Here is a 26547-nt window from a genome sequence, read left to right as displayed (position 1 = left end):
GTCCGCAGCGGAACGGCCCCTGCCCTAGTGCCCGTGGGCGTGGTGATGGTGGTGTTGGTGGCCCGGCTCATCGGGGTGGTGGTGCGGCAGCTGCGGCGCGCCCAGACGGTGCTCGTGACCGGGCAGCGCGACGCGATAGAGGCACGCGTCGCAGTTGGCCCGCGCGTCCCCCCGCGTCGCCTCCGCCCAGCGCTCCAGCACCAGCTCAGCGAGGCCGTCGCAGTCGCCGATCACCTCCGCCACCTCGACCGGCACGCCCGCCTCCGCCGCCCAGGCCCGCGACTGCGCCGCCACCCGGCGCGGCAGCACCCCGGTGAAGAGGAAGTACGGCAGCACCGCGATCCGGCGCGCCCCGAGCCGCCGGCAACGCTCCAGCGCGGCGGGCACACCGGGGGCGGCCAGCGAGACGAACGCGTACTCGACGCCGGCCACCGGCGTGGTCTCGGCGAGCAGCCGGGCCGCGCGCGCGACGTCGGCGTTCGCGTCGGGGTCCGTCGAGCCCCGCCCCACCAGCAGCACCGTGGTGTCGGCGTGCGGGGCCAGCGCCGCCAGACGCTCGCGGAGCAGGCCGAGGATCGTCGGGTGCGGCCCGAGCGGACGCCCGTACGCGATGCTCAGCCCGGCGTGCCGGACCCGCTCGCGGGCCAGCGCGGCCGGGATGTCGCCCTTGGCGTGCCCGGCCGCGACCAGCATCAGCGGCACCGCCGCGATCCGCCGCGCCCCGGCCGCGACGAGATCGGCGACGGCCTCGCCGAGCGGCGGCGGTGACAGCTCGATGAACCCGCCGGCGACCGGCGCGTCGTGCCGGGCCGCGACCCGGGCGACGAATCGCCGGAACTCCTCGGCGCCGTCGGCGTCCGCGGTGCCGTGTCCCGCGATCAACAATGGTGTGGTCATGACAGCGGGTCTCCATACAGCAGGGCGTTGACGGCGGCCGCCGCGACGGCCGACCCGCCGCGGGCGGTGACATTGGACAGCTGGGGCAGGGTCGTGGCCCGCAGCGCGGCCTTGGACTCGGCGGCGCCGACGTAGCCGACCGGGAGGCCGACCACGAGCGCCGGCCGCAGCGCGCCGTCCCCGGCCAGGCGCAGCAGCTCGAACAGCGCGGTCGGGGCGTTGCCGACCGCCCAGATCGCGCCGGGGCCGACCCGCTCGGCGGCCAGCCGCACGGCCGCGGCGGAGCGGGTGAGGCCGGCGGCCGCCGCGAGGTCGCGGGCCTCGGCCGTGCCGACCAGGCAGACGGACGGATACGTGGTGACGCCGGCCGCCAGCATCGCCACGTCGACGACGAGCGGCGCGCCGTCGGCGAGCGCCCGCGCCCCGGCGTCCAGCGCCGCCTCGTCGAGCACGAGGTCGTCGCGCCACGACGGGTCGGCGGTGGTGTGGATGATCCGCTCCACCACGTCCCGGCTGCGCGGGGCGAGGTCGGTGGTGTCGACGACGGAGCGGATGATCCGGTACGACTGCGTCTCGATCGGATGCACCGTGCGGGTCATGTCGTGGGCTCCGCGTCCCGCGCCGGGTTCGGCTCCGCGGTCGAAGCGAAGCGGCGGTCGAAGCGGCCGAGCCGCCAGGCGAGCGCCGCGCCGCCCCAGGAGAGGAGGAAGGCGCCGACGACGACGTAGCCGAGGAGTTCGAAGTGGTCGGCGAGGCCGGCGTACCCGCCGAGCGCCCCGTCCGCGCCGCTCGCCCGGCCCAGCAGGTCGGCCAGGTAGACGGAGGCGACGAAGAACGCCACGGCCACCGTCATCGAGGTGGTCGCGAGGTTGTAGTAGAGCCGGCGGGCGGGGTGCCGGTACGCCCACGAGTAGGCGCGGCTCATCAGCAGCGAGTCCGCGGTGTCCATCGCCGACATCCCGGCGGCGAACAGCAGCGGCAGGGTGATCACGGCGAGCGCGGGCAGGCCCCCGGCGCTGGCGGTCGAGGCCTGCAGCGACAGCAGCGTCACCTCGCTGGCGGTCTCGAGGCCGAGCCCGAACAGCAGCCCGACGGCGAACATGTGCCAGCTGTTGCGGATCATGCCGCGGGCGCGGCCGCCCAGCAGCCGGTTCATCAGCCCGCGGTTGGCCAACTCGCGGTCGATCGTGGCCTGGTCGACCTCGCCGCGACGCAGCCGACGCCACAGCCGCACCATCGCGGTGAGCACCATGGCGTTGAGCACCCCGACGAGCAGCAGGAAGCCGACCGCGACGACGAGCGCCAGCACGCCGCCGACCTCCTGCACGGCCGCCATGTTGGCCTCGGTGGCGGCGCGGGCGGCGAAGGCGACCAGCAGCGAGAGCACCAGCACCACCGCGGAGTGCCCCATGGCGAAGAAGAAGCCGACACCGACCGGACGGCGCCCGCGCAGCAGCATGAGCCGGGTGGTGTCGTCGATCGCGGCGATGTGGTCGGCGTCGAAGGCGTGCCGGATGCCCAACAGGTACGCCAGCGCCCCGGCGCCGGCGAACGAGCTGGCCACCGTCGGGCTGGAGGTGTAGTAGAGATACAGCGACCAGCCGACGATGTGCAACGCGACGACGACGGCGACGATGCCGGAGAGTCGGATCCGTTCGGCGCGGGTCCAGGCGCCGCTGGGTATGGCGGTCTCGGTCATCGCGTCTCCTCCGGGTCGGTGTCGCCGTCGTGCCCTGCGGTGTCGTCGGCCAGCCGGATGGCGTCGGCCGGGCAGATCTCGACGCACTCGCCGCAGCGCGTGCAGCGGTCGTCGCGGACGCGCAGCCGCCCGGCGTCCGGGATCAGGGCATGGGTCGGGCAGGTCAGCAGGCAGGCGCCGCAGGCGGTGCAGGCGGCGGTGACGGTCAGGGCAGCCATCGGTATTCCCGCGGCGTGACGATGCGGCCGGCCACCGTGGCGGTCCGGCTGGAGCCGACCACCACCACCGAGAGCATGTCCACGATGGACGGATCGTCGGCCAGGGCCCGCAGCGTGGTTCGGACGACGCGCTCCCCCGGCCGGGTGGCGTCGCGTACCACCCCGACCGGGGTCGACGCCGGCCGATGCTTGCCGAGGATCGCCAGCGCCTCGTCGAACTGCGCGGTACGGCGGCGGCTGCGCGGGTTGTAGAGCGAGACCACCAGGTCGGCCTCGGCGCAGGCGCGCAGCCGGTCGGCGATCACCGCCCACGGCGTGTGCAGATCCGACAGGGACAGATAGGCGTGGTCGTGTCCGAGCGGCGCGCCGAGCAGCGCGGCGGCGGCCAGCGCGGCGGTCACCCCGGGCACCACCTCGACGTCGACGTCGGCGCCGGCCACCTGCAGCGCCGGGGAGGCCATCGCGTAGACGCCGGCGTCGCCGGAGCCGATCAGGGCCACGGCGTGCCCCTCGGTGGCGAGCGTCACCGCGGTGCGGGCCCGCTCCTCCTCCGCGCCGAGGCCGCTGGCCAGCACCCGGGTGCCGGCCGTGAGCAGCGGCCGGATCTGATCGACGTACTGGTCGAGGCCGACCACCACCGCCGCCCGGCGCAGCGCCGCGGTCGCCCGCGGCGTCCGCAGATCGGCCGCGCCGGGACCGAGCCCGACGACGGTGAGCCGGCCGCGCGGGGTCAGCCGGGCGACCGCGACGGTGCTCATGGCGGCGGCACGCTTCTCGACCACGAGCGCGGCGGCGCGGCCGGCGGCCCGGGCGGCCCGCAGCGCGGCCGCCTCGGCGACGCTCGGGGTGCCGACCGCGGCCCGGACCACCTCCGACGGGTTCGGCACCGCCTCGGCGGCGAGCTCCGCCGCGGGGTAGGTGAGCAGCGGCCAGCCGCGCCGGCGGGCCACCTCCACGATGCCGGGCTCGTCGGCCTTGACGTCCGCGGTGGCCAGGGCGCGCACCGACTCGGGCACCAGGGCGGCGTCGGCGAGGGCGGCGTCGATCAACGCGTCGAGCTCGTCGGCGGGGGCGCCCCGGCTGGCGCCGACCCCGACGACCAGCGACGGCGGCCGGTAGACGAGGTCGGCGGCGACGTCGGCGCGGTCGGTCACGGCCAGCGTGTACGGCGCCGGTGCAGCGGTGACCAGCGGCGGCAGCGGCCACACCGCGTCGGCCTCGACGCGCAGCGCGGCGCCGTCGAGCACCGCGCGGGTCACCGCGGCGACAGCGGTCGGGTCGGGCAGCCGGAATCCCAGCTCACTGCCGTAGCTGTCCAGCGGTGTCCGGCCCACCGCGTCGGTGCCGGTCGTGACGACCGGCTCCGCGCCGAGCACCTCGCCGACCGCCGCGGCGAGCCCGTTGGCGCCCCCGCCGTGCCCGCCCAGCACCGGCACCGCGTAACGGCCGGCCTCGTCGACGCAGACCACGCCCGGGTCGGTGTCCTTGTCGCGCAGCAAGGGGGCGGCCAGTCGTACGGTGGCGGGCACCGCGAGGAAGCAGACGATCGCGCCGCAGTCGGACCAGGCCGCGCGGAGCTGCTCGGCCACCGTGCCGGCGTACCGCCGCGTCCGTCCCGGCCACGCGTCGGCGAGCCGATCGGCCGCCGCCCGGCCGGCGGCGGTCGCCGCGACGAGTCCGATCACCTTTGTCACGGGAGTTCTCCCCACAGCACGTGGACGGGATTGGTGGCCGCCAGCCGGTGCGCGCCGCCGGGCAGCGGCAGCAGCCGGTTGGCCTGCAGTTGGGTGCCGGCCGACCGGTAGCCGGCGGCGTCGAACGCGGCCAGCGCCGGCCCGACCCGCTCGATGGCGGCGAGCGCCGCGACCAGCCGCGGCGGTCGCCGGCGCAGGCAGGCGTCGAGGACGTCGATGCCGCCGCCGCCGACGAAGACGGCGTCGGCCTGGGGCAGGTCCGACAGCGCCGCCGGGGCGGCGCCCCGGACGACCTGCACGTCGACGTCGTGCCGGGCGGCGTTGGCGGCGATGGTGTCGCAGGCCGCCGGGTCGCGCTCCACGGCGATCGCCGCGGCGCCGAGCCGCGCGCACTCGACCGCCACCGAGCCGCTGCCCGCGCCGACGTCCCAGACCAGATCGCCGAGGCGCGGGCCGAGCCGGGCGAGCGCCAGGGCGCGCACCTCGGCCTTCGTGATCATCGAGTCGCGGTGGTCGAACGCGGTCTCCGGCAGCGCCCAGCCGGTCGGCCCGGGGTCGGCGCCGGCGACCCAGCGGGCCGGGCCGGGCGCCGCCGGTTCGGTGCCGAGCACCAGCGCGACGTTCGGCTCCAGCGCCCCCTCCGGCCCGGTGACCCGCTCGTCGGCGGCGCCGAGCCGGGAGGCGACCACGATCCGGCGCGGCAGCCCGCGCAGCGCCTCGGCCAGCTCGCGGGGGCCGGCGCCGGGCGCGGTCAGCACCGCGACCTTGCGGTGCGCGCGGCAGGCGTTGACGGCCCGGCGCAGGTCGCGCCCGTGCGCGGAGACCACCACGGCGTCGTCCCACGGCTCGCCGATGCGGGCGAAGGCGTGCGCCACCGACGACGCGGCGGGCAGCACCGCCGGGGCGAGTCCGGCGCGGCGCAGCGCCCGGACGATGCCGAAGAACCCCGGATCGCCGCTGGCCAGCACCACGGCCGGACCGTCGTGCCGGGCGAGCCGCGAGACCGCGGCGGCCACGTCGCCGAGCACGATCCGCTCGGCCGGGCCGTCGATCCCGGCGAGGTGGCGGGCGCCGCCGACCAGCAGGGTCGCCGCGCGCAGCGCCGCGTCGGCGCCGGGCGGCAGCGGCCCGCCGTCGCATCCGACGACCGTCAGCACGGCAGCCACTCCGGCGTCGTGGCGGCCACGACCGTCCGGCCGGTGAAGTCGACCATCGCCACCTCGGCGGTGAGCACCCCGGCGGTGAAGGCCGTCAGCACGTCCCGCACCCGGGCGCAGAGCGCGTGCCCCGCCGCCGGCAGCAGCCCGGCGGACTCCCACAGCTCGTACGCGTGCCGCGCGGTGTTGGCCGCGTCCACCTCGGCGGCCAGCGCCGGGTCGCCGCCGAGTTCCCGGGTCAACCGGCCGAGCAGCCCGGTGTCCACCCGGGAGCGGGTGTAGTGGGTCATCAGGATGCCGGCGGCCAGCTTGGTCAGCTTGCCGACCATGCCGACGAAGACGACGCGGCGCATGCCCTCCTCGGCCGCGGTGCGCAGCGCCGCGCCGGTGAAGTCGCCGACCTCGACGAAGCAGACCTCCGGCAGTTCGGGCAGCAACGCCATCGCGCCCTTCTCGGTGCGCCCGCCGGTGCAGAGCACGATCGTCGGCTCGCCCTGCGCGGCGGCGACCCGGACCGCCTGGACGACGCTGGCCCGCCACGACGCGGTGGAGAACGGCCGCACGATCCCGGTGGTGCCGAGGATCGAGATGCCGCCGAGGATGCCGAGCCGCCGGTTGGTCGTCTTGCGGGCCATCCGCTCACCGTCCGGCACGCTGATCACGACGTGGGTGCCGCGCCCGCCGACGACCTCGGTCACCGCCTGGGTGATCATCTCCCGCGGCACCGGGTTGATGGCGGGACCGCCGACGTCGAGTCCGAGCCCGGGTCGGGTCACCGTGCCGACCCCGTCGCCGCCGGCGAGCTCCACCCCGGCGCCGTCGCGCCACGCCACGCACGCGGTGAGGTGCGCGCCGTGCGTGACGTCCGGGTCGTCGCCGGCGTCCTTCACCACGACCGCCTCGGCCGCCGCCCCGCGGCGCTCGGCCCGCTCCACCGCGAAGGTGACCCGGCGCCCGGAGGGCAACCCGATCTCGACCCAGCGCGGCGGCACCCCGGTGGTGAGCAGCAGGGCGGCCGCCTTGGCCGCCGCCGAGGCGCAGGTGCCGGTGGTCCACCCGGTGCGCAGCGCCTTCGGCCGCACCTTCGCGGTGCGCGGCAGATCGGGCTCCCGCAGCGGCGGCAGCGCCCCGGCGGGCTCACCTCCGGCCCCCGCCAGCGGCCCGGGCTCAGCCGGCATGACCGCCGCCGCGTAGCGCCACCCGCGCCGCGGGATCGGCGCGGCGGAACCCGTGGAAGTGTCCGGGGTGATACAGGTGGCTGCGGGTGCCGGCGGCGGCCAGCGCCGGACCCACCAGGAAGAGCGTGTGCTTCCAGAGCTTGTGCTCGCGGACGGTCTCGGGCAGCGTCGCGACGGTGCAGCGCAGCACCAGCTCGTCGGGCCAGGTGACCCGGTAGCCGACCACGACCGGGGTGTCGGCGCCGTACCCGCCGGCCAGCAGCTGCTCGGCGAGCTGCCGGGCCCGCGCCGCGGAGAGGAAGATCGCCATGGTGGCGCCGTGCGCCGCGAAGCCCGCGATCGTCTCCCCCGCCGGCATCGGGGTCTTCCCGCCCTCCAGCCGGGTGAGGATCACCGACTGCGCGACCTCCGGCACGGTCAGCTCCCGCCCCACGGTGGCGGCCAGCGCCGCGTACGCCGACACCCCCGGCACGACCTCGACCGCGAGCCCGAGGCCCGTGCAGTGCTCCAGCTGCTCCTGCATCGCGCCCCAGAGCGCCGGGTCGCCGGAGTGCAGCCGGACCACGTGCAGCCCGTCGTCGGCCGCCCGGCGGTAGATCTCGACCGTCCCCTCCAGGGTCAGGGCGGCGGAGTCGACGATCTCGGTGCCCTGACGGGCGTAGTCGAGCACCTCGGGGGCGACCAGGCTCGCTGCCCAGACCACGACGTCCGCGGACTCCAGCGCGCGGACGCCGCGCACCGTGATCAGGTCGGCCGCGCCCGGTCCCGCCCCGACGAAGGTCACCCGTCCGGTCACAGCTTGCCTCCCCGGCGGTCCCGGCGGGCCGGGACGATCACGGTGGCGAGGTACGGAGCCGCCCCCTCCACCTCGGACAACGGCCCGATCCGTTCGGCGGCCAGGCCCAGGTGCTCGCCGTAGACCGCCTCGCGACCGGCCGCCCTGACGACGTCGGTGACCTCCGGCAGGCGCCGCCCACCCTTGTAGACCACGACCGTGCCGTCGCCGCGCAGCGCGTCGGCCAGGCCGTCCACGCCGCGGGCCAGCGGCAGCAGCGTCAGCGGCTCGCCCCCCTCGACCAGCGGGGTGCCGCTGGCGGCGGCGAGCGCCTGCATCGCGGTGATCCCCGGCACGGTCTCGACGACCACCTCGGGCAGCAGGTCGCGGACGGTCTCGGCGAGGTAGCCGAAGGTGGAGTAGACATTGGGGTCGCCGATGGTCGCGAAGGCGGCGGTGCCGCCGGTCTCGCGCAGCCACTGCGTCACCCGCGCGCCGGCCGCGTCCCAGTAGCGTTCCCGCCGCGCCCGGTCCCGGCGCTCGTTGAGCGCGAAGACCAGCCGTTCGATGCGGTCGTGCGCCGCGTGCGCCCGCACGGTCGCCTCGGCCCGCCCGGTGTCGCGTTCGTCGAGCACCGGCACGAAGACCCGGCCGGCGGTGGCGAGCACCCGGACGGCCTTGACCGTGGCCAGTTCCGGGTCGCCGGGCCCGACCCCCACCCCGATCAGCCGCATGCCGTCACCAGCCGGTGTGCGGCACCGGGCTGTCCGGCCCAGTGCAGATGCAGGTAGGAGGCGTGCACCCGGCCGACGGCGAAGCCCTCCGGGGGCGCGTCGCGCCAACCCCAGGCGGGGGTCGCGCCGGCGCGCGGGGTGACGATGGTGCGGTGGAACTCGTGGCCGGTGACGCGGCTCCCGGCCGGGTGCAGCGGGCTGTCGGCGAGCGCGACCGCGTCGCGGTAGCCGAGGGTGAGCCGCTCGGTCATTGTGGCGTCGGCGTCCAGCACCCCGCACATCGGCGCGCCGTCGAGGGTGCGACACAGCCAGAGCAGCCCGGCGCACTCGGCCACGATCGGCCCGCCCGCGCCGGCCAGCGCGGCCACCGCCGCCCGCAGCGGCGCGTTCGCGGACAGCTCGGCGGCGTACACCTCCGGGAAGCCGCCGCCGACGACCAGGGCGCGGGACCCGGCGGGCAGCGCCTCGTCGCGCAGCGGGTCGACGGTGGCGACCTCGGCGCCGGCGCCGCGCAGCAGCTCGACGGTCTCGGCGTACCCGAAGCTGAAGGCCGGGCCACCGGCGACGGCGACCACCGGGCGCCCCCGCACGGGGTCGGGCGCCTCCGGCGACCACGGCTGCGCGGTCAGGGCAGGCGCCCTCCGCGCGAGCGCCCGCACTGCGTCGAGGTCGACCGACGCGGCGATCAGCGCGGCGAGCGCCCCGACCGACGCGGCGGCCTCGGCCGCGCGCTCCACGACCGGCACCAGGCCGAGGTGGCGCGCCGGCGCGGCGACCGCGTCGTGCCGGCGCAGCACCCCGAGCACGGGCGTGCCGACCTCCTCGCACGCCGCGCGCAGCAGCGCCTCGTGCCGGTCGGAGCCGACCCGGTTCAGGATGACCCCGGCCAGCCGCACGGATCCGAACGAGCGGAACCCGTGCACCAGCGCGGCGACCGAGCGACCCTGCGCGGCGGCGTCCACCACCAGCACCACGGGGGCGGCGAGCAGCGCGGCGACGTGCGCGGTCGAGCCGGCGTCGCCCTCGCCCACCCGCCCGTCGTAGAGCCCCATCACGCCCTCGATCACGGCGAGCTCGGCCCCGGCGGCGCCGTACGCGAAGAGCGGCGCGATCCGATCTTCGCCGACGAGGACCGGGTCGAGGTTGCGTCCCGGGCGGCCGGCGGCCAGCGTGTGATAGCCGGGGTCGATGTAGTCGGGGCCCACCTTGAAGCCGGCCACGGCGGTGCCGCGGGCGGCGAACGCGGCGAGCAGCCCGGTGGCGACGGTGGTCTTGCCGTGCCCGGAGGCGGGCGCCGCGATCACCAGCCGCGGGACGCTCACCATTCGATGCCCTGCTGACCCTTGCGGCCCGCGTCCATCGGGTGCTTGACCTTCGTCATCTCCGTGACCAGGTCGGCGAGGGCGACCAGGTCCGGGTGGGCGTCCCGGCCGGTGATCACCACGTGCTGGGAGCCGGGCCGGTCCCGCAGCGTCGCGACCACGTCGGCGACGTCGACCCAGCCCCACTTCATCGGGTACGTGAACTCGTCGAGCACGTAGAACCGGTAGCGCTCGGCGGCCAGGTCGCGCTTGATCTGCGCCCAGCCCTCGGCCGCCTCCGCCGCGTGGTCGCGTTCCGCGCCGGGGCGCTGGATCCACGACCACCCCTCCCCCATCTTGTGCCAGGTCACCGGCGCGCCCTTGCCGGATTCGCCGAGCGTGCGCAGCGCACCCTCCTCGCCGACCCGCCACTTCGGGCTCTTCACGAACTGGAACACCGCGATCGGCCAGCCGGCGCTCCAGGCGCGCAGCGCCATGCCGAACGCGGCCGTCGACTTGCCCTTGCCCTGTCCGGTGTGGACGGCGAGGATGGGCTGGCGGCGGCGCTGCCGGGTGGTCAGCCCGTCGTCGGGCACGGTCTCGGGTCGGCCCTGGGGCATCAGGCGGCGCTCCTCACGGTCGCGGCCGACAGGTGCGCCAGCGGCAGGCAGTCGGCGTTCAGGGCGGTGGCCAGGGCGCGGGCCAGTCCGAGGCGCACCGGGCCGGACTCGCAGTCGATGACCACGGTCGCGGTGCCGGCCAGCGCCGGGGCGACGGTGCGCGGGTCGGGTCCGGCGGTGGCCCGGCCGTCGGTGACGACGACCAGCAGCGGCCGGCGCCGCGGGTCGCGGCGACGCTCCGCGAGCAGCGTGCGCGCCGCGGTGGCCAGGCCGGCGGCGAGCGGGGTACGCCCCCCGGTGCGCAGCGCCGCCAGCCGGGCGACCCCGACGGAGTGGCTGGAGGTGGGCGGCAGCACGACGTCGGCGGCGGCGCCCCGGAAAGTGATCATGCCGATCCGGTCCCGTCGCTGGTAGGCGTCGCGCAGCAGCGACAGCACCGCGGTCTTGACGGTGCGCATCCGTTCGCGGGCGGCCATCGACCCCGAGGCGTCCACCACGAAGAGCACGAGGTTCGCCTCCCGACCCACGTGAATCGCCTCGCGCAGGTCGGCCGCCGCGACGGCGCGGGCGCCCCGGGCGGCGGTGGCGCGCAGCGTGGCGGGCAGGTGCAGCGCCCCCGGACGCCCCCCGACGGGCCGGCGCGCGCCGACGACGCGGCCGCGCCGGGCGTACGCCGGCGAGCGGCGGCCGGTGTGCGCCCCGTCGCCGCGCCCGCGCAGCGCGAGGGTGCGGGGGCGGTACGCGGCGCCGGTCGGCGCCGGTCGGGCGGGCCGGTCGCGCCGTTCCGGGTCGGCGTCGCCCTTCGGCCCGCCGTCGCCGTCGTCCGGTCCACCGTCGCTCTTCGGGCCGCCGTCGCCGTCGTCGGGCCCGCCGTCGCTCTTCGGGCCGCGGTCGCCGTTCGGCCCGCCGTCGTCGGGGTCGGGGTTATCCGGACCGCGGTTATCCGGACCGGGGTCGTCCGGATCATCGCCGTCGTCGGCCTCGCGCAGCGCCCGCTCCAGCTGCTCCTCGTCCGCGCCGGGAGGATCGAGCGGATCCCGGCGGCGCCGGTGCGGCAGCGCGAGCCGGGCGGCCTCGCGGACGTCCTCGGCGGTGACGGTGTCCCGGTCGTGCCAGGCGGCGAGCGCCACGGCGGCGCGGGCCACCACGAGGTCGCCGCGCAGTCCGTCGACCCCGTAGCCGAGGCAGATCCGCGCGATCCGGTCCAGCTCGCCGTCGGGCAGCCGCACCCCGGGCAGCCGGCGGCGGGCCGCGGCGATCCGATCGGCGAGCGCGGCGTCGGCCCCGACCCAGCCGGCCGCGAAGCCCGCCGGGTCGGCCTCGTACGCCAGTCGCCGACGCACCACCTCCGCCCGCGGGCCCGGCTCGTCGGGCGCGCCGACGGTCACCACCAGCCCGAACCGGTCGACCAGCTGCGGGCGCGGCTCCCCCTCCTCCGGGTTCATCGTGCCGACCAGCAGGAAGCGGGCGGCGTGCTTGACCGACACGCCGTCGCGTTCCACGTGCGCGCGGCCCATCGCCGCCGCGTCGAGCAGCAGGTCCACGAGGTGGTCGGGAAGCAGGTTCACCTCGTCGACGTAGAGCATCCCGCGGTGCGCGGCGGCGAGCAGCCCCGGCTCGTACGCCTTCACGCCCTCGGTCAGTGCGCGCTGCACGTCGAGGGTGCCGACCACGCGGTCCTCGGTGGCGCCGACGGGCAGTTCGACCAGGGCGGCGCGGCGGTAACCGACCACGTCGGAACGCCGGCCGTGCGGACCGTCGGGGCAGTCGCGGTCCGGCGCGTCGGGGTCGCAGGCGAAGCGACAGCCGGGGACGACGGCGATCTGCGGGAGCAGTGCCGCGAGCGCCCGGACGGCGGTCGACTTCGCGGTGCCCTTCTCGCCGCGGACCAGCACCCCGCCGATGGCCGGCGAGACGGCGGTGAGCAGCAGGGCCAGCCGCAGGTCGGCGAGGCCGACGATCGCGGAGAACGGGTAGGGCGGGGTCATCCCCCGCTCAGGCACGAAGCCACGCGCGAGTCCCTTCCGCGGGTGTCCACGCCCGCGTGTCAATGGGTCATCCGAGCGGCGGAGTCTCCTGACTCCCGGATCACCGCTCCCCGCGGCCTTCCAGCCGTCGCCGGCCGTGGCCTTGCCTGCGGGTCGCTCCCCGGTCACAGTGGCGGGACCGCCCCGGATTCGCACCGGGTTCCTCCCTACCGCTCGCCGGCCATGCTGTCGCATCACCGCGCCCGCGTCAATGCCACCCCGCCCAATGTGATCATCCCCCCTCGGCGAAAAGTCCTTGGTCGACCGTCGGGGCGGTTCGGCCCGCCGGGCGCGTCGGAGTCGCCGTCCGGCGCGACACGGATGCGGAGCGCGACCCCGAAGTCGTCATGCGGGGCTATCGTTCGCCGATTAAACGATCAGGAGACCTCGGAAGGACCGGCATGGACACTGGCGACGAGCGCCCGGCGCAGGCTCGCTGGCTCGTGCCCGGCCTGCTGGCGACCGGTGCGGCGTTCGCCGCGGTCCACGCCGCCAGTGACGTCACCGGGCGGACCGCCGTGATGACGGTCGCCAGCCTGGTGGCGACCGTCGGCGTGATCACCGGTCTGCGGGTCAATCGGATCACGGACGACCGGCACTGGAAGATGAGCCTGCTGGGCCTGGCCCTGCTCACGGCCCTCAACGCCATCTCGTTCGTCCAGGTCGGCCTCGGCGGCGCCGAGCGGGTCACCTCGCCGGTGGCGCCGTTCCTGCAGGCCGGCGGCTACCTGGCGCTGCTCGCCGGCAGCGTGGTGGTGGTGTTCCGGCACGCGCCGCAGGACAGCGGCGGGGTGATCGACGCGGCGCTGATCGGCGTCGGTGCCGCGGCGCCGATCTGGGAGTTGCTGCTGCGGCCCCGGCTGCAGGCCACCGGCACGCCCACCGTCGCACAGACCGTCGTGCTGGCCCAGGTGCTGGCCCTGCTCGCCACGCTCGGGGCGTTGCTGCGGATCTCACGCACCACGGCGCGCGGCCGCGGCTCGCTGCGCTTCCTGTTCGCGGCGTTGGCCAACACGGTGGCCGGCCTGCTGCTCTCCATTCTCACCACCGACCCGGCGACCGGACGGTCGGCGCCGTACGTCGGGATCTTGTGGATGAGCGGGTACCTCTGCCTCGCCGCCGCCGTCCTGCATCCGAGCGCCGCCGGCTTCACCGTGCCCGGCAGTTGGCGGCGCGACCAACTCTCGCCGGTCCGTTTCGGCCTGCTCGGCGTCTGCCTGCTGCTGCCCCCGGTCATCGGCGGCATCCCCCAGCTGTTCGGTCGCGCGCCCGACGGGTTGCTGCTCTGCGTCGGGCCGCTGCTGAGCGTGCCGCTGGTGCTGGCCCGGATCAAGCAGCTGATGGGCCAGCACGTCGAGGACCAGCGCCGGCTGACGCACCAGGCGAGCCACGACGAGCTGACCGGGCTGCCGAACCGACGACACGTGTTCGCCCTGCTCGACGCGGTGCTGCGCGCCGGCGACCGGGACGTGGCGGTCCTCTTCTGCGACCTGAACGACTTCAAGCCGATCAACGACCGGCTCGGGCACGAGGCCGGCGACGACGTGCTGCGGACGGTGGCGGGCCGGCTGCGCGGCTGCGTCCGCTCCGACGACGTGGTGGGGCGGATCGGTGGTGACGAGTTCCTCGTGATCTGTCCCGGTGCCGGGCTCGACGCCGCCGCCGCCACCCGCGACCGGATCGAACGGGCGCTCGCCGCGCCGCTGCGCTGGCGGGGCGAGACGGTCCGGGTGGGGACCGCGGTCGGCGCGGCGACCGCGCCGGCCGGCACGGACATCACCGCCGGGGCCCTGGTCGCCGCCGCCGACCAGGCGATGTACGTCGACAAGCGCGCCGGCAAGGACGCGGCCGCCGATCACGCGGCTGTACAGACGATCTGATCTCCGATCGTCCGCGCCGGCCCCGGATCGACGGCGGCGGACGCGTCCCTCACTCGCCCTCCAGGTCACCCTCCACGGCCAGGTACGCCGCGCGCAGCCCGTCCAGGGTCGCCGGGTCGGGCGCCGCCCAGAGCCCGCGCTCGGCCGCCTCCAGCAGCCGCTCGGCGATGCCGCGCAGCGCCCACGGGTTCGACCGCTCCAGGAACTCGCGCACGCCGGCGTCGAAGACGTACGCCGCGGCGAGCTGCTCGTACATCCAGTCGTCCACCACGCCCGCGGTGGCGTCGTAGCCGAACAGGTAGTCCACGGTGGCGGCCAGCTCGAACGCGCCCTTGTAGCCGTGCCGGCGCATCGCGTCGATCCACCGCGGGTTGACCACCCGGGCCCGGAAGACCCGCTTGGTCTCCTCGGCCAGCGTGCGGGTCTTCACCTGCTCCGGCCGGTGCGAGTCCCCGATGTAGGCCGCCGGGTCGGAGCCGCGCAGCGCACGGACCATCGCCACCATGCCGCCGTGGTACTGGAAGTAGTCGTCCGAGTCGGCGATGTCGTGCTCGCGGGTGTCGACGTTCTTCGCCGCGACCGCCATCCGCCGGTAGACGGTCTCCAGGTCGTCGCGGGCCGGCCGCCCGGACAGGCCCCGGCCGTAGGCGTAGCCGCCCCAGACCGCGTACACCTCGGCGAGGTCGCGGTCGTCGCGCCAGTTCCGCGCGTCGATCAGGGGCAGCAGCCCGGCGCCGTACGCGCCGGGCTTGGAGCCGAAGATCCGGGTGGTGGCGCGCCGCCGGTCGCCGTGCCGCGCCTCGTCGGCCGCAGCGTGCGCGGCGACGAAGTTCTGTTCGTGCGGCTCGTCGAGCTCCGCCACCGCCGTGATGGCGTCGTCCAGCAGGGCGATGACGTGCGGGAACGCGTCCCGGAAGAACCCGGAGATCCGTACGGTCACGTCGATGCGGGGCCGGCCCAGCTCGGCCAGGGGGACGATCTCGAACCCGGTGACCCGGCGCGACGCGTCGTCCCAGACCGGCCGCGCGCCGATCAGCGCGAGCACCTCGGCGATGTCGTCGCCCTGGGTGCGCATCGCGGAGGTACCCCAGACGGTCAGGCCGACCAGGCGCGGCCACTCGCCCGTGTCGGCGCGGTGCCGGGCCAGCAGCGAGTCGGCGAGCGCCTGCCCGACGTCCCAGGCGTTGCGCGACGGGATCGCCTTGGGGTCGACGGAGTAGAAGTTGCGGCCGGTCGGCAGCACGTTGACCAGGCCGCGGGTGGGCGACCCGGAGGGGCCGGCGGGCACGTAACCGCCGTCGAGGGCGTGCAGCACCGCGCCGATCTCGTCGGTGGTGGCCGCCAGTCGGGGCACCACCTCGGTGGCGGCGAACCGCAGCACCGCCTCGACGGCCGGCGGCGACGCGCCGAGGACCTCGGCGACGACCGCCGGCATCTTGTCGGCGTCCCAGTCCAGCGTCTCGGCGCCGACGACGAGCTTGCGGGCCAGCGCCTCGAGCAGGTCGACGAGGTCGGCGGAGGTGGCGGCCGGGCCGTCGACCAGCTCGGTGAGCGCGGCCGGCGCCTCGACCCGGGACGCGTCGCCGATCAGCGTGTGCTCGGCGAGCCCGACGTGCGCGGCGAGCGCCTCGCGCAGCCCCGGCAGCGCCCCGCTGCGCCCGCCCCATATCTGGCGGGCGCGGAGCACGGCGAGCACGAGGTTGATCCGGGCCTCACCGGCCGGGGCGGCGCCGAGCACGTGCAGCCCGTCGCGGATCTGCGAGTCCTTGATCTCGCAGAGGTACCCGTCCACGTGCAGGATGAAGTCGTCGAACTCGTCGTCGCCGGGCTGCTGCTCGACGTGCAGGTCGTGGTGGAGCTGCGCGGCCTGGATCAGCGTCCAGATCTGCGCGCGCACGGTGGGCACCTTGGCCGGGTCGAGCGCCTGCACGGTGGCGTACTCGTCGAGCAGCTGCTCCAGCCGGGCCAGGTCGCCGTAGGTGTCGGCGCGGGCCATCGGCGGCACGAGGTGGTCGACGACCGTCGCGTGCGCCCGCCGCTTGGCCTGGGTCCCCTCCCCCGGGTCGTTGACGATGAACGGGTAGACCATCGGCAGATCACCGAGGACGGCGTCCGGGGCGCAACCGCGGGACAGCCCCAGCCCCTTGCCGGGCAGCCACTCCAGCGTGCCGTGCTTGCCGAGGTGCACGACGGCGTCCACGTTCTCCGCCAGGTAGCGGTACGCCGCCAGGTAGTGGTGCGACGGCGGCAGCTCCGGGTCGTGGTAGATCGCGATCGGATTCTCGCCGAAGCCGCGCGGCGGCTGGATCATCAGCGTGAGGTTGCCGAAGCGCAGCCCCGCGAGAACGATGTCGTCGCCGTCCACGTAGAGCTCTCCCGGCGGCTCGCCCCAGGCCCGCAGCATGTCGTCGCGCAGCGCGGGGTCGAGCGCGTCGAACCAGGCCCGGTAGTCCCGCAGCGGGACGCGGATCGGCGCGGCCGCCAGCTGCTCCTCGGTCAGCCACTCGACGTCGTGGCCGCCGGCCGCGATCAGCGTGTGGATCAGCGCGTCACCGTCGCCCGGCGCGTCACCGACGTCGTACCCGGCCTCCCGGAGCGCGGCCAGCAGCGCGACCGCCGAGGCGGGGGTGTCCAGCCCGACGGCGTTGCCGACCCGGGCGTGTTTCGTCGGGTACGAGGACAGCACGACCGCCAGGCGCTTGTCGGCGTTGGGCAGCCGGCGCAGCCGGGCGTGGGCCACGGCGACGCCGGCGACCCGGGCCGCGCGCTCCGGGTCCGCGACGTAGACGCCGATCCCGTCGGGTCCGGCCTCCTTGAAGGAGAACGGGACGGTGATCAGCCGGCCGTCGAACTCGGGGATGGCGACCTGCATCGCCGCATCCATCGGGGTGAGCGCCGCGTCGGAGGCCGCCCAGGCCGCCCGGGAGCTGGTGAGGCAGAGCGCCTGCAGCACCGGCACGTCCAGGGCGGCGAGCGCCGCCGCCGACCAGGCCTCGTCGTCCCCGCCGGCGCTCGCGTCGGCGGGTCGGGTCCCGCCGGCGGCGAGCACGGTGACGACCAGCGCGTCGCAGCGGCGCAGCAGGGCGATCAGCTCGTCGTCCAGCTGCCGCAGCGACGGCACGTAGACCGGCAGCGCGTTGGCGCCGGCCTCCCGCAGCGCCGTGGCCAGCGTGTCGACGAAGCCGGTGTTTCCGCTGAGCTTGTGTGCGCGGTAGAAGACGACGCCGACGGTGGGACGCTCCGGGCTCAGCAGCAGGTCGCCGTGGATGCCGAACGCGGGCGTGGCGGCGGGCGGCGCGAAGCCCTCGCCGGTGAGCAGCACGGTGTCGGAGAGGAAGCGGTGCAGCTCGCGAAGGTTGTCCGCACCCCCCTCGACGAGGTAGCGCAGCGCGTCGTGGGCCACCCCGGCGGGTACGGTGCCGCACGCGGTCAGCTCGGCGTCGGGGGTGGACTCACCACCGAGCGCGATCACCGGCAGCCCGGCGGCGCGCACCGCGTCGAGCCCGTCGGGCCAGGTCCGGCGGCCGCCGAGCAGCCGGACGACCACCGCGCCGGCACCCGCGAGCAGCGGCGGCAGCTGGGCGGGGTCGAGCCGGGCGGGGTTGGCCACCCGCCAGGGCGCGCCGCTGGCCCGGGCGGCGAGCAGGTCGGTGTCGGCGGTGGAGATGAGTACGAAGGCAGCCGTCACGGCCCGGTCCTCCTGTCGGGGTCCGCGCCCCGTTCGCAGGGTCACCGCGGGCACGGTGCGCCCGCGGCGGCGGCCGGAGTCTCCTGACTCCCGGATCGTCGCTCCCCGCGGCCTTCCAGCCGTCGCCGGCCGTGGCCTTGTCTGCGGGTCGCTCCCCGGTCACAGTGGCGGGACCGCCCCGGATTCGCACCGGGTTCCTCCCTGCCGCCACGCGGATCGTACGCCAGGACGGGACGGGCCGATGACGCGACACCGGGCCGGCGGGGGCGGCCCGCCGGCCCGGTGCGAGGGGGCGAGGCGTCAGTAGACGCTCACCCCGTAGACGCTGAGCGCCTCGGTCACGGGCTGGAAGAACGTCGTCCCGCCGCTGCTGCAGTTGCCGCTGCCACCCGAGGTGAGTCCGAGGGCGGTGGTGCCGGCGTAGAGCGAGCCGCCGCTGTCGCCGGGCTCGGCGCAGACGGTGGTGCGGATCATGCCGTACACCGCGCCTTGCGCGTAGTTGACGGTGGCGTTGAGGGCGGTGACGGAGCCGCTGCGGGTACCGGTCGTGCTGCCGCGGCGGGTCACCGACTGGCCGACGTAGGCGTTGCCGGCGGACGTGATGTCCTGGGAGCCGACCGCGCCGGGCTTGGCGATCGACGTGTTGGTGTAGCGGACGATGCCGTAGTCGTTGCCGGGGAAGCTGGTTCCGGCGCGCGTGCCCAGGGTGGTGCTCCCGTTGGTCCAGGTCGTTCCGGCGTTGGTGCAGTGGCCGGCGGTCAGGAAGTACTGGGTGCCGGCGCTGTTGCGCACGTTGAAGCCGAGCGAGCAGCGCGACCCGCCGGTGTAGATGGCGTCGCCGCCGGAGATCGTGGTGCTCAGCGTGCCGGGCGTCGACTCGACGCGGACCGCTCCGCCGAGGCCGCGCGCGACGCGCTGCACGGTCGCCAGTTTGGCGCCGGTGACGGTCTCGTCGACCGACACGACGACCTGGTTGGTGACGGGGTCGACCCACCAGGCCGTGCCCGGGATCTTCGCGGATCGCTCCAGCGCCGCGGTGGCGCGGTCGAGTTCGGCCGCGCCCCGCGCGACGAGCTTGGCGACGGCGCCGCCGGCGCGCACCTGGCGGGCCGCGGCCTCGTCGGTGACGGTGACGATCATTCGGCCGCTGGCCGGGTCCAGGTAGGAGCCCGCGGAGCGGGCGCCGAGCCGCTCCGACAGCGTGGCGGCACTGTCCGGGTCGGCGGCGGCCGGGGCGGCGCCGGCGGGGGCGACGCCGACGGCGGTGGCGAGCAGCGCGCCGGCCGCGCACATGATCGCGATGCGGTGGACCGATGACCTCGTGAGTCTCATTCAGGGCCTCCCGGGGGGCAATAGGACGCGCGCGGTGTGCGCGTCCGGCAGGGAACCCGGCGCCGCATGCCGTCGATCCAGGGCGGCATGGCCGCGCCAAGTGAGAGTAAGTATCGATATGCACGAGATCACTAACAAGACATGAAGGCGCGGTATGACCAGGGCGGTATGACCCGACGACTCGAGCGCACATCACATATTCATTGGTAGGCACATTTAGGAACGTCAATTTAGATTGTCAACGCCGCCACCCATGACATGTGTCATGCCCGACCGTGCACCATTCACCGCACGGGAATGACTTAACACACTAGAAACAGCTCCCCGGGGCCACGCAGACTCGATGACATCGAGCATCAGGGAATCCACCTACGGGATTCACCCGAAGGAGCCGTGACGATGGACGAGCGCTACGACGCGTACTGCGCGGTCGATCCGCTGTTCTATGACTCCCTCGGCACCACGGGCGCCAAGTCCGCCCAGTTCACCGCGGCCGAGCGTCCCGTCCCGCCGGGGTGGGCGCGGGAGCCGAGCGACGACTGGTTGATCTACGGACCGGAGGGCGGTTCGCTGCCGCCGCAGGGCTGGAAGATTCACGTCTCGGCGTGCCTGGACAACGCGGAACGGGTGCTCGACGCCGTCTGGGCCTACTGCGTCCCGCGCGAGTTGCCGTTCAAGTTCCTGCGCGGCCCGCGGATGTTGCTGATGCGCAACTCGAAGTATGCCGCCCGCGGCTCCAGCGGCAAGTTCGTCACCATCTATCCGCGGGACGAGGCCGAACTGGAGCTCGCCTGCAAGGAGCTGGCCGAGCTGCTCGACGGCGAGCCCGGCCCGTACATCCTGAGCGACCTGCGCTACGGCGCCGGGCCGGTCTTCGTCCGCTACGGCGGCTTCGCCGCCCGGTACTGCGTCTCCGACGAGGGCCAGGTCGTGCCGGCGATCGAGGACGCGACCGGCGTGCTGGTACCGGACCGCCGCGACCCCGTCTTCCACGTGCCGGACTGGGTCACGCTCCCCGCGTTCCTGGCCCCGCACCTGGCCGCGCGCAACGCCACCACCACCACCGACCTGCCCTACCGGATCGAGCGCGTGATCCACTTCTCCAACGGTGGCGGCCTGTACGTCGGCCGCGACACCCGCACGGACACCCCCGTCGTGCTCAAGGAGGCGCGCCCGCACGCCGGACTCGACGCCACCGGCGCCGACGCCGTCGCGCGGCTGGCCCGCGAGGCCGAGAACCTGCGCCACCTGGCGGAGGTGCCGCAGGTGCCGCGGGTGCACGACGAGTTCACGCTGGGCGATCACCACTTCCTCGCGCTGGAGTTCATCGAGGGCGAGCCCCTCAACCGGGCTCTGGTCGCGCGCTACCCGTTGACCGACGCGGACGCGTCGCCCGAGCGGTTCGCCGCGTACACGGCCTGGGCGCTGCGGGTGTACGAGCAGGTCGAGCGGGCGATCGACGCCATCCACGAGCGCGGCATCGTCTACGGCGACCTGCACCTGTTCAACATCATGGTGCGGCCCGACGACACCGTGGCCCTGGTCGACTTCGAGGTGGCCGCCCCGGCCGGCGCGGACACCCCGCCGGCGCTGCGCAACCAGGCGTTCGCCGCGCCCCGCGAGCGGACCGGCGCCGCGGTGGACCGGTACGCGCTGGCCTGCCTGCGGCTGGCGTTGTTCCTGCCGCTGACCCAGGTGCTCCGACTGGCGCCCGCCAAGACCGGGCACCTGGCCGAAATCATCGCCGCGCGATTCCCGGTACCCCCGGCCTTCCTCGACGAGGCGGTCGCCGAGATCACCGGCGTACCGCGCGCGGTCAGCCGCTCGGTGACCGCGGGACCGGCGGACTTCTCCCCCGACAGCGGGGACTGGCCGCTGCTGCGTCGCCAGCTGGCCGCCGGCATCATCGCCAGCGCCACCCCGTACCGCGACGACCGGCTCTTCCCCGGCGACATCGACCAGTTCCGCACCGGCGGGCTCAACCTCGCGTACGGCGCGGCCGGCGTTCTGCACGCCCTGCACGCCACCGGGGCCGGTCGCTACCCCGAGCACGAGGAGTGGCTGGTGAAGCGGGCACTGAACCCGCCGTCCGGCACCCGGTGCGGCTTCTACGACGGCCTGCACGGCGTCGCCTACGCGCTCGAGCAGCTCGACCGGCGGCAGGACGCGCTCGACGTCCTCGACATCTGCCTCGGCGAGCCGTGGGAGGAGCTCGGCCACGACCTGGTCAGCGGGCTGTCCGGCGTCGGGCTCAACTTCGCCGAGTTCGCCGGCCGCACCGGCGAGGCGGTGTTCCGCGACGCCGCCTGGCGCGCCGCGGAGCTGGTCACCGCGCAGATCGCGAGCGACACCGACGCCACGGTCAGCGGCGGGCGCCACCCGTACGCCGGGCTGACCCGCGGCCGCACCGGCCCGGCGCTGCTGTTCCTGCGCCTGTACGAGGTGACCGGCGACGCCGGCCTGCTCGATCATGCCGCGACCGCGCTGCGACAGGACCTGCGGCGCTGCGTCGTTCGCGACGACGGCGCGATGGAGGTCAACGAGGAGTGGCGCACGATGCCGTACCTCGCGCACGGCAGCGTCGGCATCGGCGTGGTGCTCGACCAGTACCTGCGACACCGGCACGACGGCGAGTTCGCCGCCGCCTCCGCCGCGATCCGGCGCGCCGCGCGGTCGCCGTTCTACGCCCAGTCGGGGCTGTTCGCCGGCCGCGCCGGGATCATCGCCTACCTCGCCGCCCGTGTCACGGCCGCCGCCGGGGACACCGGGGCCGATCGCCAGGAGCTGACCGCCCAGGTACGCCGGCTCGCCTGGCACGCGCTGCCGTACCGCGGCTTCCTCGCCTTCCCCGGCGAGCAGCTGCTGCGGCTGTCGATGGACCTCGCCACCGGCGGCGCCGGTGTCCTGCTCGCCGCGGGCGCGGCGCTGCACGACCAGCCGGTGACGCTCCCGTTCTTCGCGCCGCTCACCGGCGCGACAAAGCTGCCCCCGCGACCGCGGGGGTGAAGGTAAGAACACCTCGAAGGGATGGTGCCAAGATGGCGCTTCTGGACCTCCAGGGCATGGAGCTCAAGGGTGGCGGCAACGGCGGCGGCAGCCGGGCCAGTCTGCTGCTCTGCGGCGACAGCTCGCTCTCTGTGACGACCTGTAACTGACCGGGTCGCTGACGCCGTTGCCCCGGGCGGGTAGACGTACCCGCCCGGGGCAACCCGCTTTCCGGGAGGGACGATGACCGTCGCCGCGCGCAGCCGCCCGCTGCTGTGGCAGGCCGTGCGGCACGGCGGCGGATGGCTCCCGGTGCTCGCGGCCGCCGCGCTGCTCGGCGCGGCGGCCGAACTGCTGCTACCGGCGGTCGTCGGGCTCGCCGTGGACGCCGCGCTGCGCGGACAGGGGCCACGGTGGCCGGTCGTCGCCGCCGGCCTGCTGGCGCTGATCGTCGTCACCGACGCGCTCGGCGATCTGGCGGCCGGCTCGGCGACCGCGCGCGCGACCGCCCGCGTGCGTTCCCGGCTGCTGGGGCACGTGCTGGCGCTCCCCCCGCGTGCCGCCGCCCGCCGCCCCGTCGGTGACCTGGTCGCGCGCCTGGTCGGTCAGGCCGCGGACGCCGGAAACGCCGGCGTCACCGTCGTGCTCGGAGTCGCCGCCCTGCTGCCGTCGGCCGGCGGCGTCGTCGCGCTCGGCCTGCTCGACCCGCTGCTGGGACTCACGTTCCTCGGCGGCCTGCTGCTGCTGGCCGTGCTGATGCGGGCCTTCGTCACCGACGCCTCGGCCGCGTTCGCCGGCTACCAGCACACGCAGGGGGTGATCGCGGGGCGGCTGCTGGAGGCGCTGACCGGGTCGCGGACGATCGCGGCCGCCGGCACGCTGTCGGCGGAGATCGCCCGGGTGCTGGCACCGCTGCGCCGGCTGCGCGCGCACGGCGAACGCACCTGGCACGCGCTGGCGCGCGCGGCGACGCGCAGCGCCGCGCTCGCCCCGCTGACCCAGCTCGCCGTCCTCGCCGTCGGCGGCTGGTCGGTCGCGCACGGGCGGCTCACGCCGGGGCAACTGCTCGCCGCCATCCAGTACGCGGCGCTCGGCGCCGGTCTCGGCGCGGTGGTGGCCACCCTCAACCGGCTCGTCCGGGCGCGCGCCGGGGCGGCCCGGGTGGCCGAGATCCTCGCCGAGCCCCCGCAGCGACACGGCGGGGCGACGCTGCCGGCCGGCCCGGGGCAGCTGTCGCTGCGGAACGTGTCCGTGCGCGACGACGACGGCGCCCCGATCCTCGACGGCATCGGGCTGCACGTGCCGGGCGGCTGGGCGGTGGCCGTGGTCGGCGCGTCCGGCGCGGGTAAGTCCACCCTGGCCGCGGTCGCGGGCCGGCTGCGCGACCCCGACGACGGCGAGGTGCTGCTCGACGGCATCCCGCTGCCCCGGCTGAGCCGGGCGGGGCTGCGGCGCGCCGTCGGGTACGGCTTCGAGCGGCCGGTGCTGGTCGGCGACACCATCGCGGACGCGATCGGCCTGGGCGCCAGGAACGGCCCCTTGTTGTCGCTTTCCGCAGCGGAACGAACCCTTCCCACCATCCGGCGGGCCGCGCGGACCGCCGCGGTCGACGGGTACGTCGAACGGTTGCCGGACGGCTACCGGACACGGCTGGCGGACGCGCCGATGTCGGGCGGCGAGGCGCAGCGGCTCGGGCTGGCGCGGGCGCTGCGGGCGGAACGGCTGCTCATCCTCGACGACGCGACCTCCAGCGTGGACACCGTAACGGAGCACCGCATCGCCCGCGCGGTCGCCGCCCACGCCGACGGGCGTACCCGGCTGATCGTGACCCACCGCGCGGCCACGGCGGCCGCGGCCGACCTGGTCGCCTGGCTGGACGCCGGCCGGTTGCGCGCGCTCGCGACGCACCGCGAGCTGTGGGCGGACCCGGACTACCGGGCCGTATTCGCGTCCGCGACGGAACCGGCGGGTGATCCCCGGTGACCGCCGCCGCCGTACGCGGGGCCGCGCTGGCCGCGCTCCGCGCGCGGCCCCGCGCGGTGCTGCGGCTCGCCGCCTGGTCCGCGGCCGAGGCGCTGCCCGCGCTGCTCACCGGCTACGCCACCGCGCGGGCGGTGGACGACGGCTTCCTGGCCGGGCGACCCGGGACCGGGCTGGCGTGGCTGGCGTGGCTGGCCGTGGCCGTCGTGGTGGGGGCGGTCGGCAGCGGCCGCGCCTTCGCCTGCCTCGGCCAGATCGTCGAACCGTTCCGCGACGACCTCGCCCGCCGGGTCGTCGACGCCGCGTTGCACCGGGCGACCGGTGCCGGCGGCCGCCCGGACACCTCGGCCGTCGCCCGGCTCACGCACCAGATCGAGATCGTCCGGGACACCCTGGGCGGCCTGGTGATGGCGGTCCGGGGCTTCCTCTTCGCCGCCGCGGCGGCGCTGCTCGGACTCGTCTCGCTGGCGCCGCTGGTCGCCGCGATCGTCGCCGGGCCGCTGCTGGTCGCGCTGGCGCTGTTCGGGGCCGCGCTGCCGGCGATGGTGCAGCGGCAGCGCGAGTATGTGCGCGCCGACGAGCGGCTCGGCGAATCGGCGAGCGCGGCGTTGGCCGGCCAGCGCGACGTGGTGGCGTGCGGCGCGCAGGACGCGGTGGCGGGCGAGGTCGGCGCGCAGATCACGGCGCAGGAGGCGGCGGAGCGGGCGCTGGCGCGGATGGCGGCGCTGCGCAGCCTGATCCTGGCGGTCGGCGGGTGGCTGCCGATCGGGGTGCTGCTGCTGGCGGCGCCCTGGCTGGTGCGGCGCGGCCTGTCCGCCGGCGCGATCCTCGGCGCGCTGGTCTACGTCTCGACCGGGCTGCAACCGGCGCTGCACACCCTGGTGCAGGGGGTCGCCGGGGGCGGGCTGCGCTTCGCCGTGACGCTCGACCGCATCCTGGCCACCGCGCGACGCCGCCCGCGGCCGTACGCCCCACGCTCGGCGGCGGTGCCGCGGCGTGCCCCGGTCGCCGTCGAGCTGCGCGATGTGACGTTCCGGTACGGTCCGGCGGCGCGGCCCGTGCTCGACGGCTTCGACCTGGTGCTTCCCGACGGGGACCACCTGGCCGTGGTGGGCCCGAGCGGCGCCGGCAAGTCAACCCTCGCCGCGCTGACCGCCGGGCTGCTGCGGCCGCAGGCGGGCACCGTGCGCCTCACCGGGGTGCCGGTCGCCGGGCTCGAGCAGTCGACCTTGGCGGCGTTGCGGGTGCTCGTGCCGCAGGAGGCGTACGTGTTCACCGGCACGCTCGGCGACAACCTGCGTTACCTGCGCGGCGACGTCGACGAGGCGGAGCTGGCCGCCGCGGTCGACGCGCTGGGGCTGCGGCCGCTGGTGCGGCGGTTCGGTGGGTTGTCGGCGCCGGTGGACCCGGCGGCGCTCTCTGCCGGGGAACGGCAACTGATCGCGGCCGTGCGCGCCTATCTGTCGCCGGCGCGGCTGGCGATCCTGGACGAGGCGACCTGTCACCTGGACGCGGCCACCGAGGCGCGGGTGGAGGCGGCCTTCGCGGCACGGCCGGGGACGTTGATCGTGATCGCGCACCGGATCAGCTCCGCGCTGCGCGCCCGGCGGGTGCTGATCGTCGACGGCTCCCGGCCGGTGCTGGGCACCCACGCCGAGTTGCTCGCCCGCTCGGCCGCGTATCGGGAACTGCTCGGTCACTGGCAGGAGCGACCCGCCGGACACTCCGGCACCTCGCTGACGTCCGCCTGACCGGCGCCCGGCGGCGTCAGATCCAGCCGGCCTCACGGGCGATGCGTACGGCCTCGATGCGGGTGCGGGCGGCCGCCTTGGTCAGGATGCGGGAGAGGTGGTTGCGCACGGTGCCCGGCGCGAGCGACAGCTTGATCGCCATTTCCCGCACCGGCAGCCCCTCGGCCGCCAGTTGCAGCACCTCGGTCTCCCGCGCCGTGAGCGGGCTCTCCTTGTTGAGCGCGGCGACGACCAGATCGGCGTCGACCACCGGCTCACCGCGGGACAGCTGGCGCACGCCCTCGACCACGCGCAGCGGCGGGACGTGGTTGCCCAGGAACCCCACCGTCTGGGCGCGGACGTGGGTGCGCAGGACGCGGCTGAGCGCCTGCGAGCGGCGGGGGTCGACGAGCATGAGCATCGGCGACCGGTGGGTGCCGGCGGGACAGTGCGGTGGGCCCTCCGCGCCGAACAGGTCGAAGTCGACGACGGCGACATCGGGGTGCATGGAGCAGAGCGCGGGCGCGATCTGCTCTTTCCCGTCGAGCTCGGCCACCACGTCGATGTCGTCCTGACCGCCGAGTACGAATGCGAGCGAACCGCGCACGAGTGCACCGTCGAGCGCCAGCAGAGTACGGATCACATCTCCCCC

The 26547-nt window shown here is 75.8% G+C and carries 19 protein-coding genes, 1 pseudogene and 2 riboswitches; of the genes and pseudogenes, 5 read left to right on the top strand and 15 right to left on the bottom strand.

Annotation, left to right across the window (positions count from 1 at the left end):
* Positions 1–27: 27 nt before the first annotated feature.
* From BLW47_RS13255 to BLW47_RS13200, 12 genes and pseudogenes are all read right to left on the bottom strand, one after another.
* Positions 28–897 (bottom strand): annotated as a pseudogene (locus BLW47_RS13255) (sirohydrochlorin chelatase); the annotation flags it as partial.
* A complete protein-coding gene (locus tag BLW47_RS13250) occupies positions 894–1496 on the bottom strand; it encodes a precorrin-8X methylmutase (protein ID WP_091556134.1) in 603 nt (200 codons plus the stop codon). The gene BLW47_RS13250 and the pseudogene BLW47_RS13255, both read right to left, overlap by 4 nt.
* Positions 1493–2596: a HoxN/HupN/NixA family nickel/cobalt transporter gene (locus tag BLW47_RS13245; protein WP_091556132.1), complete on the bottom strand. Its 1104-nt coding sequence runs from the start codon at positions 2594–2596 to the stop codon at positions 1493–1495. Before BLW47_RS13245 ends, BLW47_RS13250 begins: the two co-directional genes overlap by 4 nt.
* Positions 2593–2814, bottom strand: a complete 222-nt coding sequence (locus tag BLW47_RS13240) for a DUF362 domain-containing protein (RefSeq protein ID WP_091556130.1) — start codon at positions 2812–2814, stop codon at positions 2593–2595. Before BLW47_RS13240 ends, BLW47_RS13245 begins: the two co-directional genes overlap by 4 nt.
* A complete protein-coding gene (cobJ, locus tag BLW47_RS13235; protein WP_245736619.1) occupies positions 2802–4508 on the bottom strand; it encodes a precorrin-3B C(17)-methyltransferase in 1707 nt (568 codons plus the stop codon). The genes BLW47_RS13240 and cobJ overlap by 13 nt, the downstream gene beginning before the upstream one ends.
* Positions 4505–5674: a precorrin-6y C5,15-methyltransferase (decarboxylating) subunit CbiE gene (gene cbiE, locus BLW47_RS13230; RefSeq protein WP_217634843.1), complete on the bottom strand. Its 1170-nt coding sequence runs from the start codon at positions 5672–5674 to the stop codon at positions 4505–4507. Before cbiE ends, cobJ begins: the two co-directional genes overlap by 4 nt.
* Positions 5659–6843: a cobalt-precorrin-5B (C(1))-methyltransferase gene (locus tag BLW47_RS13225; protein WP_091556126.1), complete on the bottom strand. Its 1185-nt coding sequence runs from the start codon at positions 6841–6843 to the stop codon at positions 5659–5661. Before BLW47_RS13225 ends, cbiE begins: the two co-directional genes overlap by 16 nt.
* The gene (gene cobM, locus BLW47_RS13220; protein ID WP_091556124.1) at positions 6833–7639 is read right to left on the bottom strand and encodes a precorrin-4 C(11)-methyltransferase; all 807 of its coding nucleotides are present in this window, start codon (positions 7637–7639) and stop codon (positions 6833–6835) included. Before cobM ends, BLW47_RS13225 begins: the two co-directional genes overlap by 11 nt.
* Positions 7636–8352, bottom strand: coding sequence for a precorrin-2 C(20)-methyltransferase (gene cobI / locus BLW47_RS13215; protein ID WP_091556122.1), 717 nt, complete (start codon positions 8350–8352; stop codon positions 7636–7638). Before cobI ends, cobM begins: the two co-directional genes overlap by 4 nt.
* On the bottom strand, positions 8343–9677 hold the full coding sequence (locus tag BLW47_RS13210) for a cobyrinic acid a,c-diamide synthase CobB (protein ID WP_091556120.1): 1335 nt from the start codon (positions 9675–9677) through the stop codon (positions 8343–8345). The genes cobI and BLW47_RS13210 overlap by 10 nt, the downstream gene beginning before the upstream one ends.
* Positions 9671–10273, bottom strand: a complete 603-nt coding sequence (gene cobO / locus BLW47_RS13205; protein WP_091556118.1) for a cob(I)yrinic acid a,c-diamide adenosyltransferase — start codon at positions 10271–10273, stop codon at positions 9671–9673. The genes BLW47_RS13210 and cobO overlap by 7 nt, the downstream gene beginning before the upstream one ends.
* On the bottom strand, positions 10273–12261 hold the full coding sequence (locus BLW47_RS13200) for a VWA domain-containing protein (RefSeq protein ID WP_091556116.1): 1989 nt from the start codon (positions 12259–12261) through the stop codon (positions 10273–10275). Before BLW47_RS13200 ends, cobO begins: the two co-directional genes overlap by 1 nt.
* A gap of 60 nt (positions 12262–12321) precedes the next feature.
* Positions 12322–12490: riboswitch (cobalamin riboswitch) on the bottom strand.
* Between the two features lie 211 nt (positions 12491–12701).
* Between BLW47_RS13200 and BLW47_RS13195 the strand changes: the two genes are divergently transcribed.
* Entirely contained in the window at positions 12702–14180 is a 1479-nt protein-coding gene (locus BLW47_RS13195) for a GGDEF domain-containing protein (RefSeq protein WP_139307281.1), read from the top strand.
* 49 nt (positions 14181–14229) lie between these two features.
* Here BLW47_RS13195 and cobN read toward each other — a convergent pair whose 3' ends face one another.
* Both cobN and BLW47_RS13185 read right to left on the bottom strand, forming a co-directional pair.
* Positions 14230–17868, bottom strand: coding sequence for a cobaltochelatase subunit CobN (gene cobN / locus BLW47_RS13190; protein ID WP_217634842.1), 3639 nt, complete (start codon positions 17866–17868; stop codon positions 14230–14232).
* Between the two features lie 77 nt (positions 17869–17945).
* Positions 17946–18067, bottom strand: a riboswitch (cobalamin riboswitch).
* A 101-nt stretch (positions 18068–18168) separates the two neighbouring features.
* Positions 18169–19200, bottom strand: a complete 1032-nt coding sequence (locus BLW47_RS13185) for a S1 family peptidase (RefSeq protein ID WP_091556111.1) — start codon at positions 19198–19200, stop codon at positions 18169–18171.
* A gap of 399 nt (positions 19201–19599) precedes the next feature.
* Between BLW47_RS13185 and lanKC the strand changes: the two genes are divergently transcribed.
* The 4 genes from lanKC (at position 19600) to BLW47_RS13165 (ending at position 25916) form a co-directional block, all read left to right on the top strand.
* Entirely contained in the window at positions 19600–22206 is a 2607-nt protein-coding gene (gene lanKC, locus BLW47_RS13180; RefSeq protein WP_091556109.1) for a class III lanthionine synthetase LanKC, read from the top strand.
* Positions 22207–22238: 32 nt separating this feature from the next.
* Positions 22239–22355 (top strand): SapB/AmfS family lanthipeptide, encoded by a 117-nt coding sequence (locus BLW47_RS13175; RefSeq protein WP_091556107.1) that lies wholly within the window; start codon positions 22239–22241, stop codon positions 22353–22355.
* A 73-nt stretch (positions 22356–22428) separates the two neighbouring features.
* Positions 22429–24168: an ABC transporter ATP-binding protein gene (locus BLW47_RS13170; protein WP_091556105.1), complete on the top strand. Its 1740-nt coding sequence runs from the start codon at positions 22429–22431 to the stop codon at positions 24166–24168.
* Entirely contained in the window at positions 24165–25916 is a 1752-nt protein-coding gene (locus BLW47_RS13165) for an ATP-binding cassette domain-containing protein (RefSeq protein WP_091556103.1), read from the top strand. Before BLW47_RS13170 ends, BLW47_RS13165 begins: the two co-directional genes overlap by 4 nt.
* Positions 25917–25932: 16 nt before the next feature.
* On the opposite strand, the gene BLW47_RS13160 is transcribed toward BLW47_RS13165, so the two are convergent.
* On the bottom strand, positions 25933–26538 hold the full coding sequence (locus BLW47_RS13160) for a response regulator transcription factor (RefSeq protein ID WP_091556100.1): 606 nt from the start codon (positions 26536–26538) through the stop codon (positions 25933–25935).
* Positions 26539–26547 lie beyond the last annotated feature (9 nt).

Origin of the sequence: Micromonospora pattaloongensis, assembly GCF_900107255.1 — a bacterium.
Lineage (GTDB): Bacteria > Actinomycetota > Actinomycetes > Mycobacteriales > Micromonosporaceae > Micromonospora_I > Micromonospora_I pattaloongensis.
The sequence above is the reverse complement of the archived record's forward strand: the minus strand, read 5'-3'. Positions and strand labels throughout refer to the sequence as shown.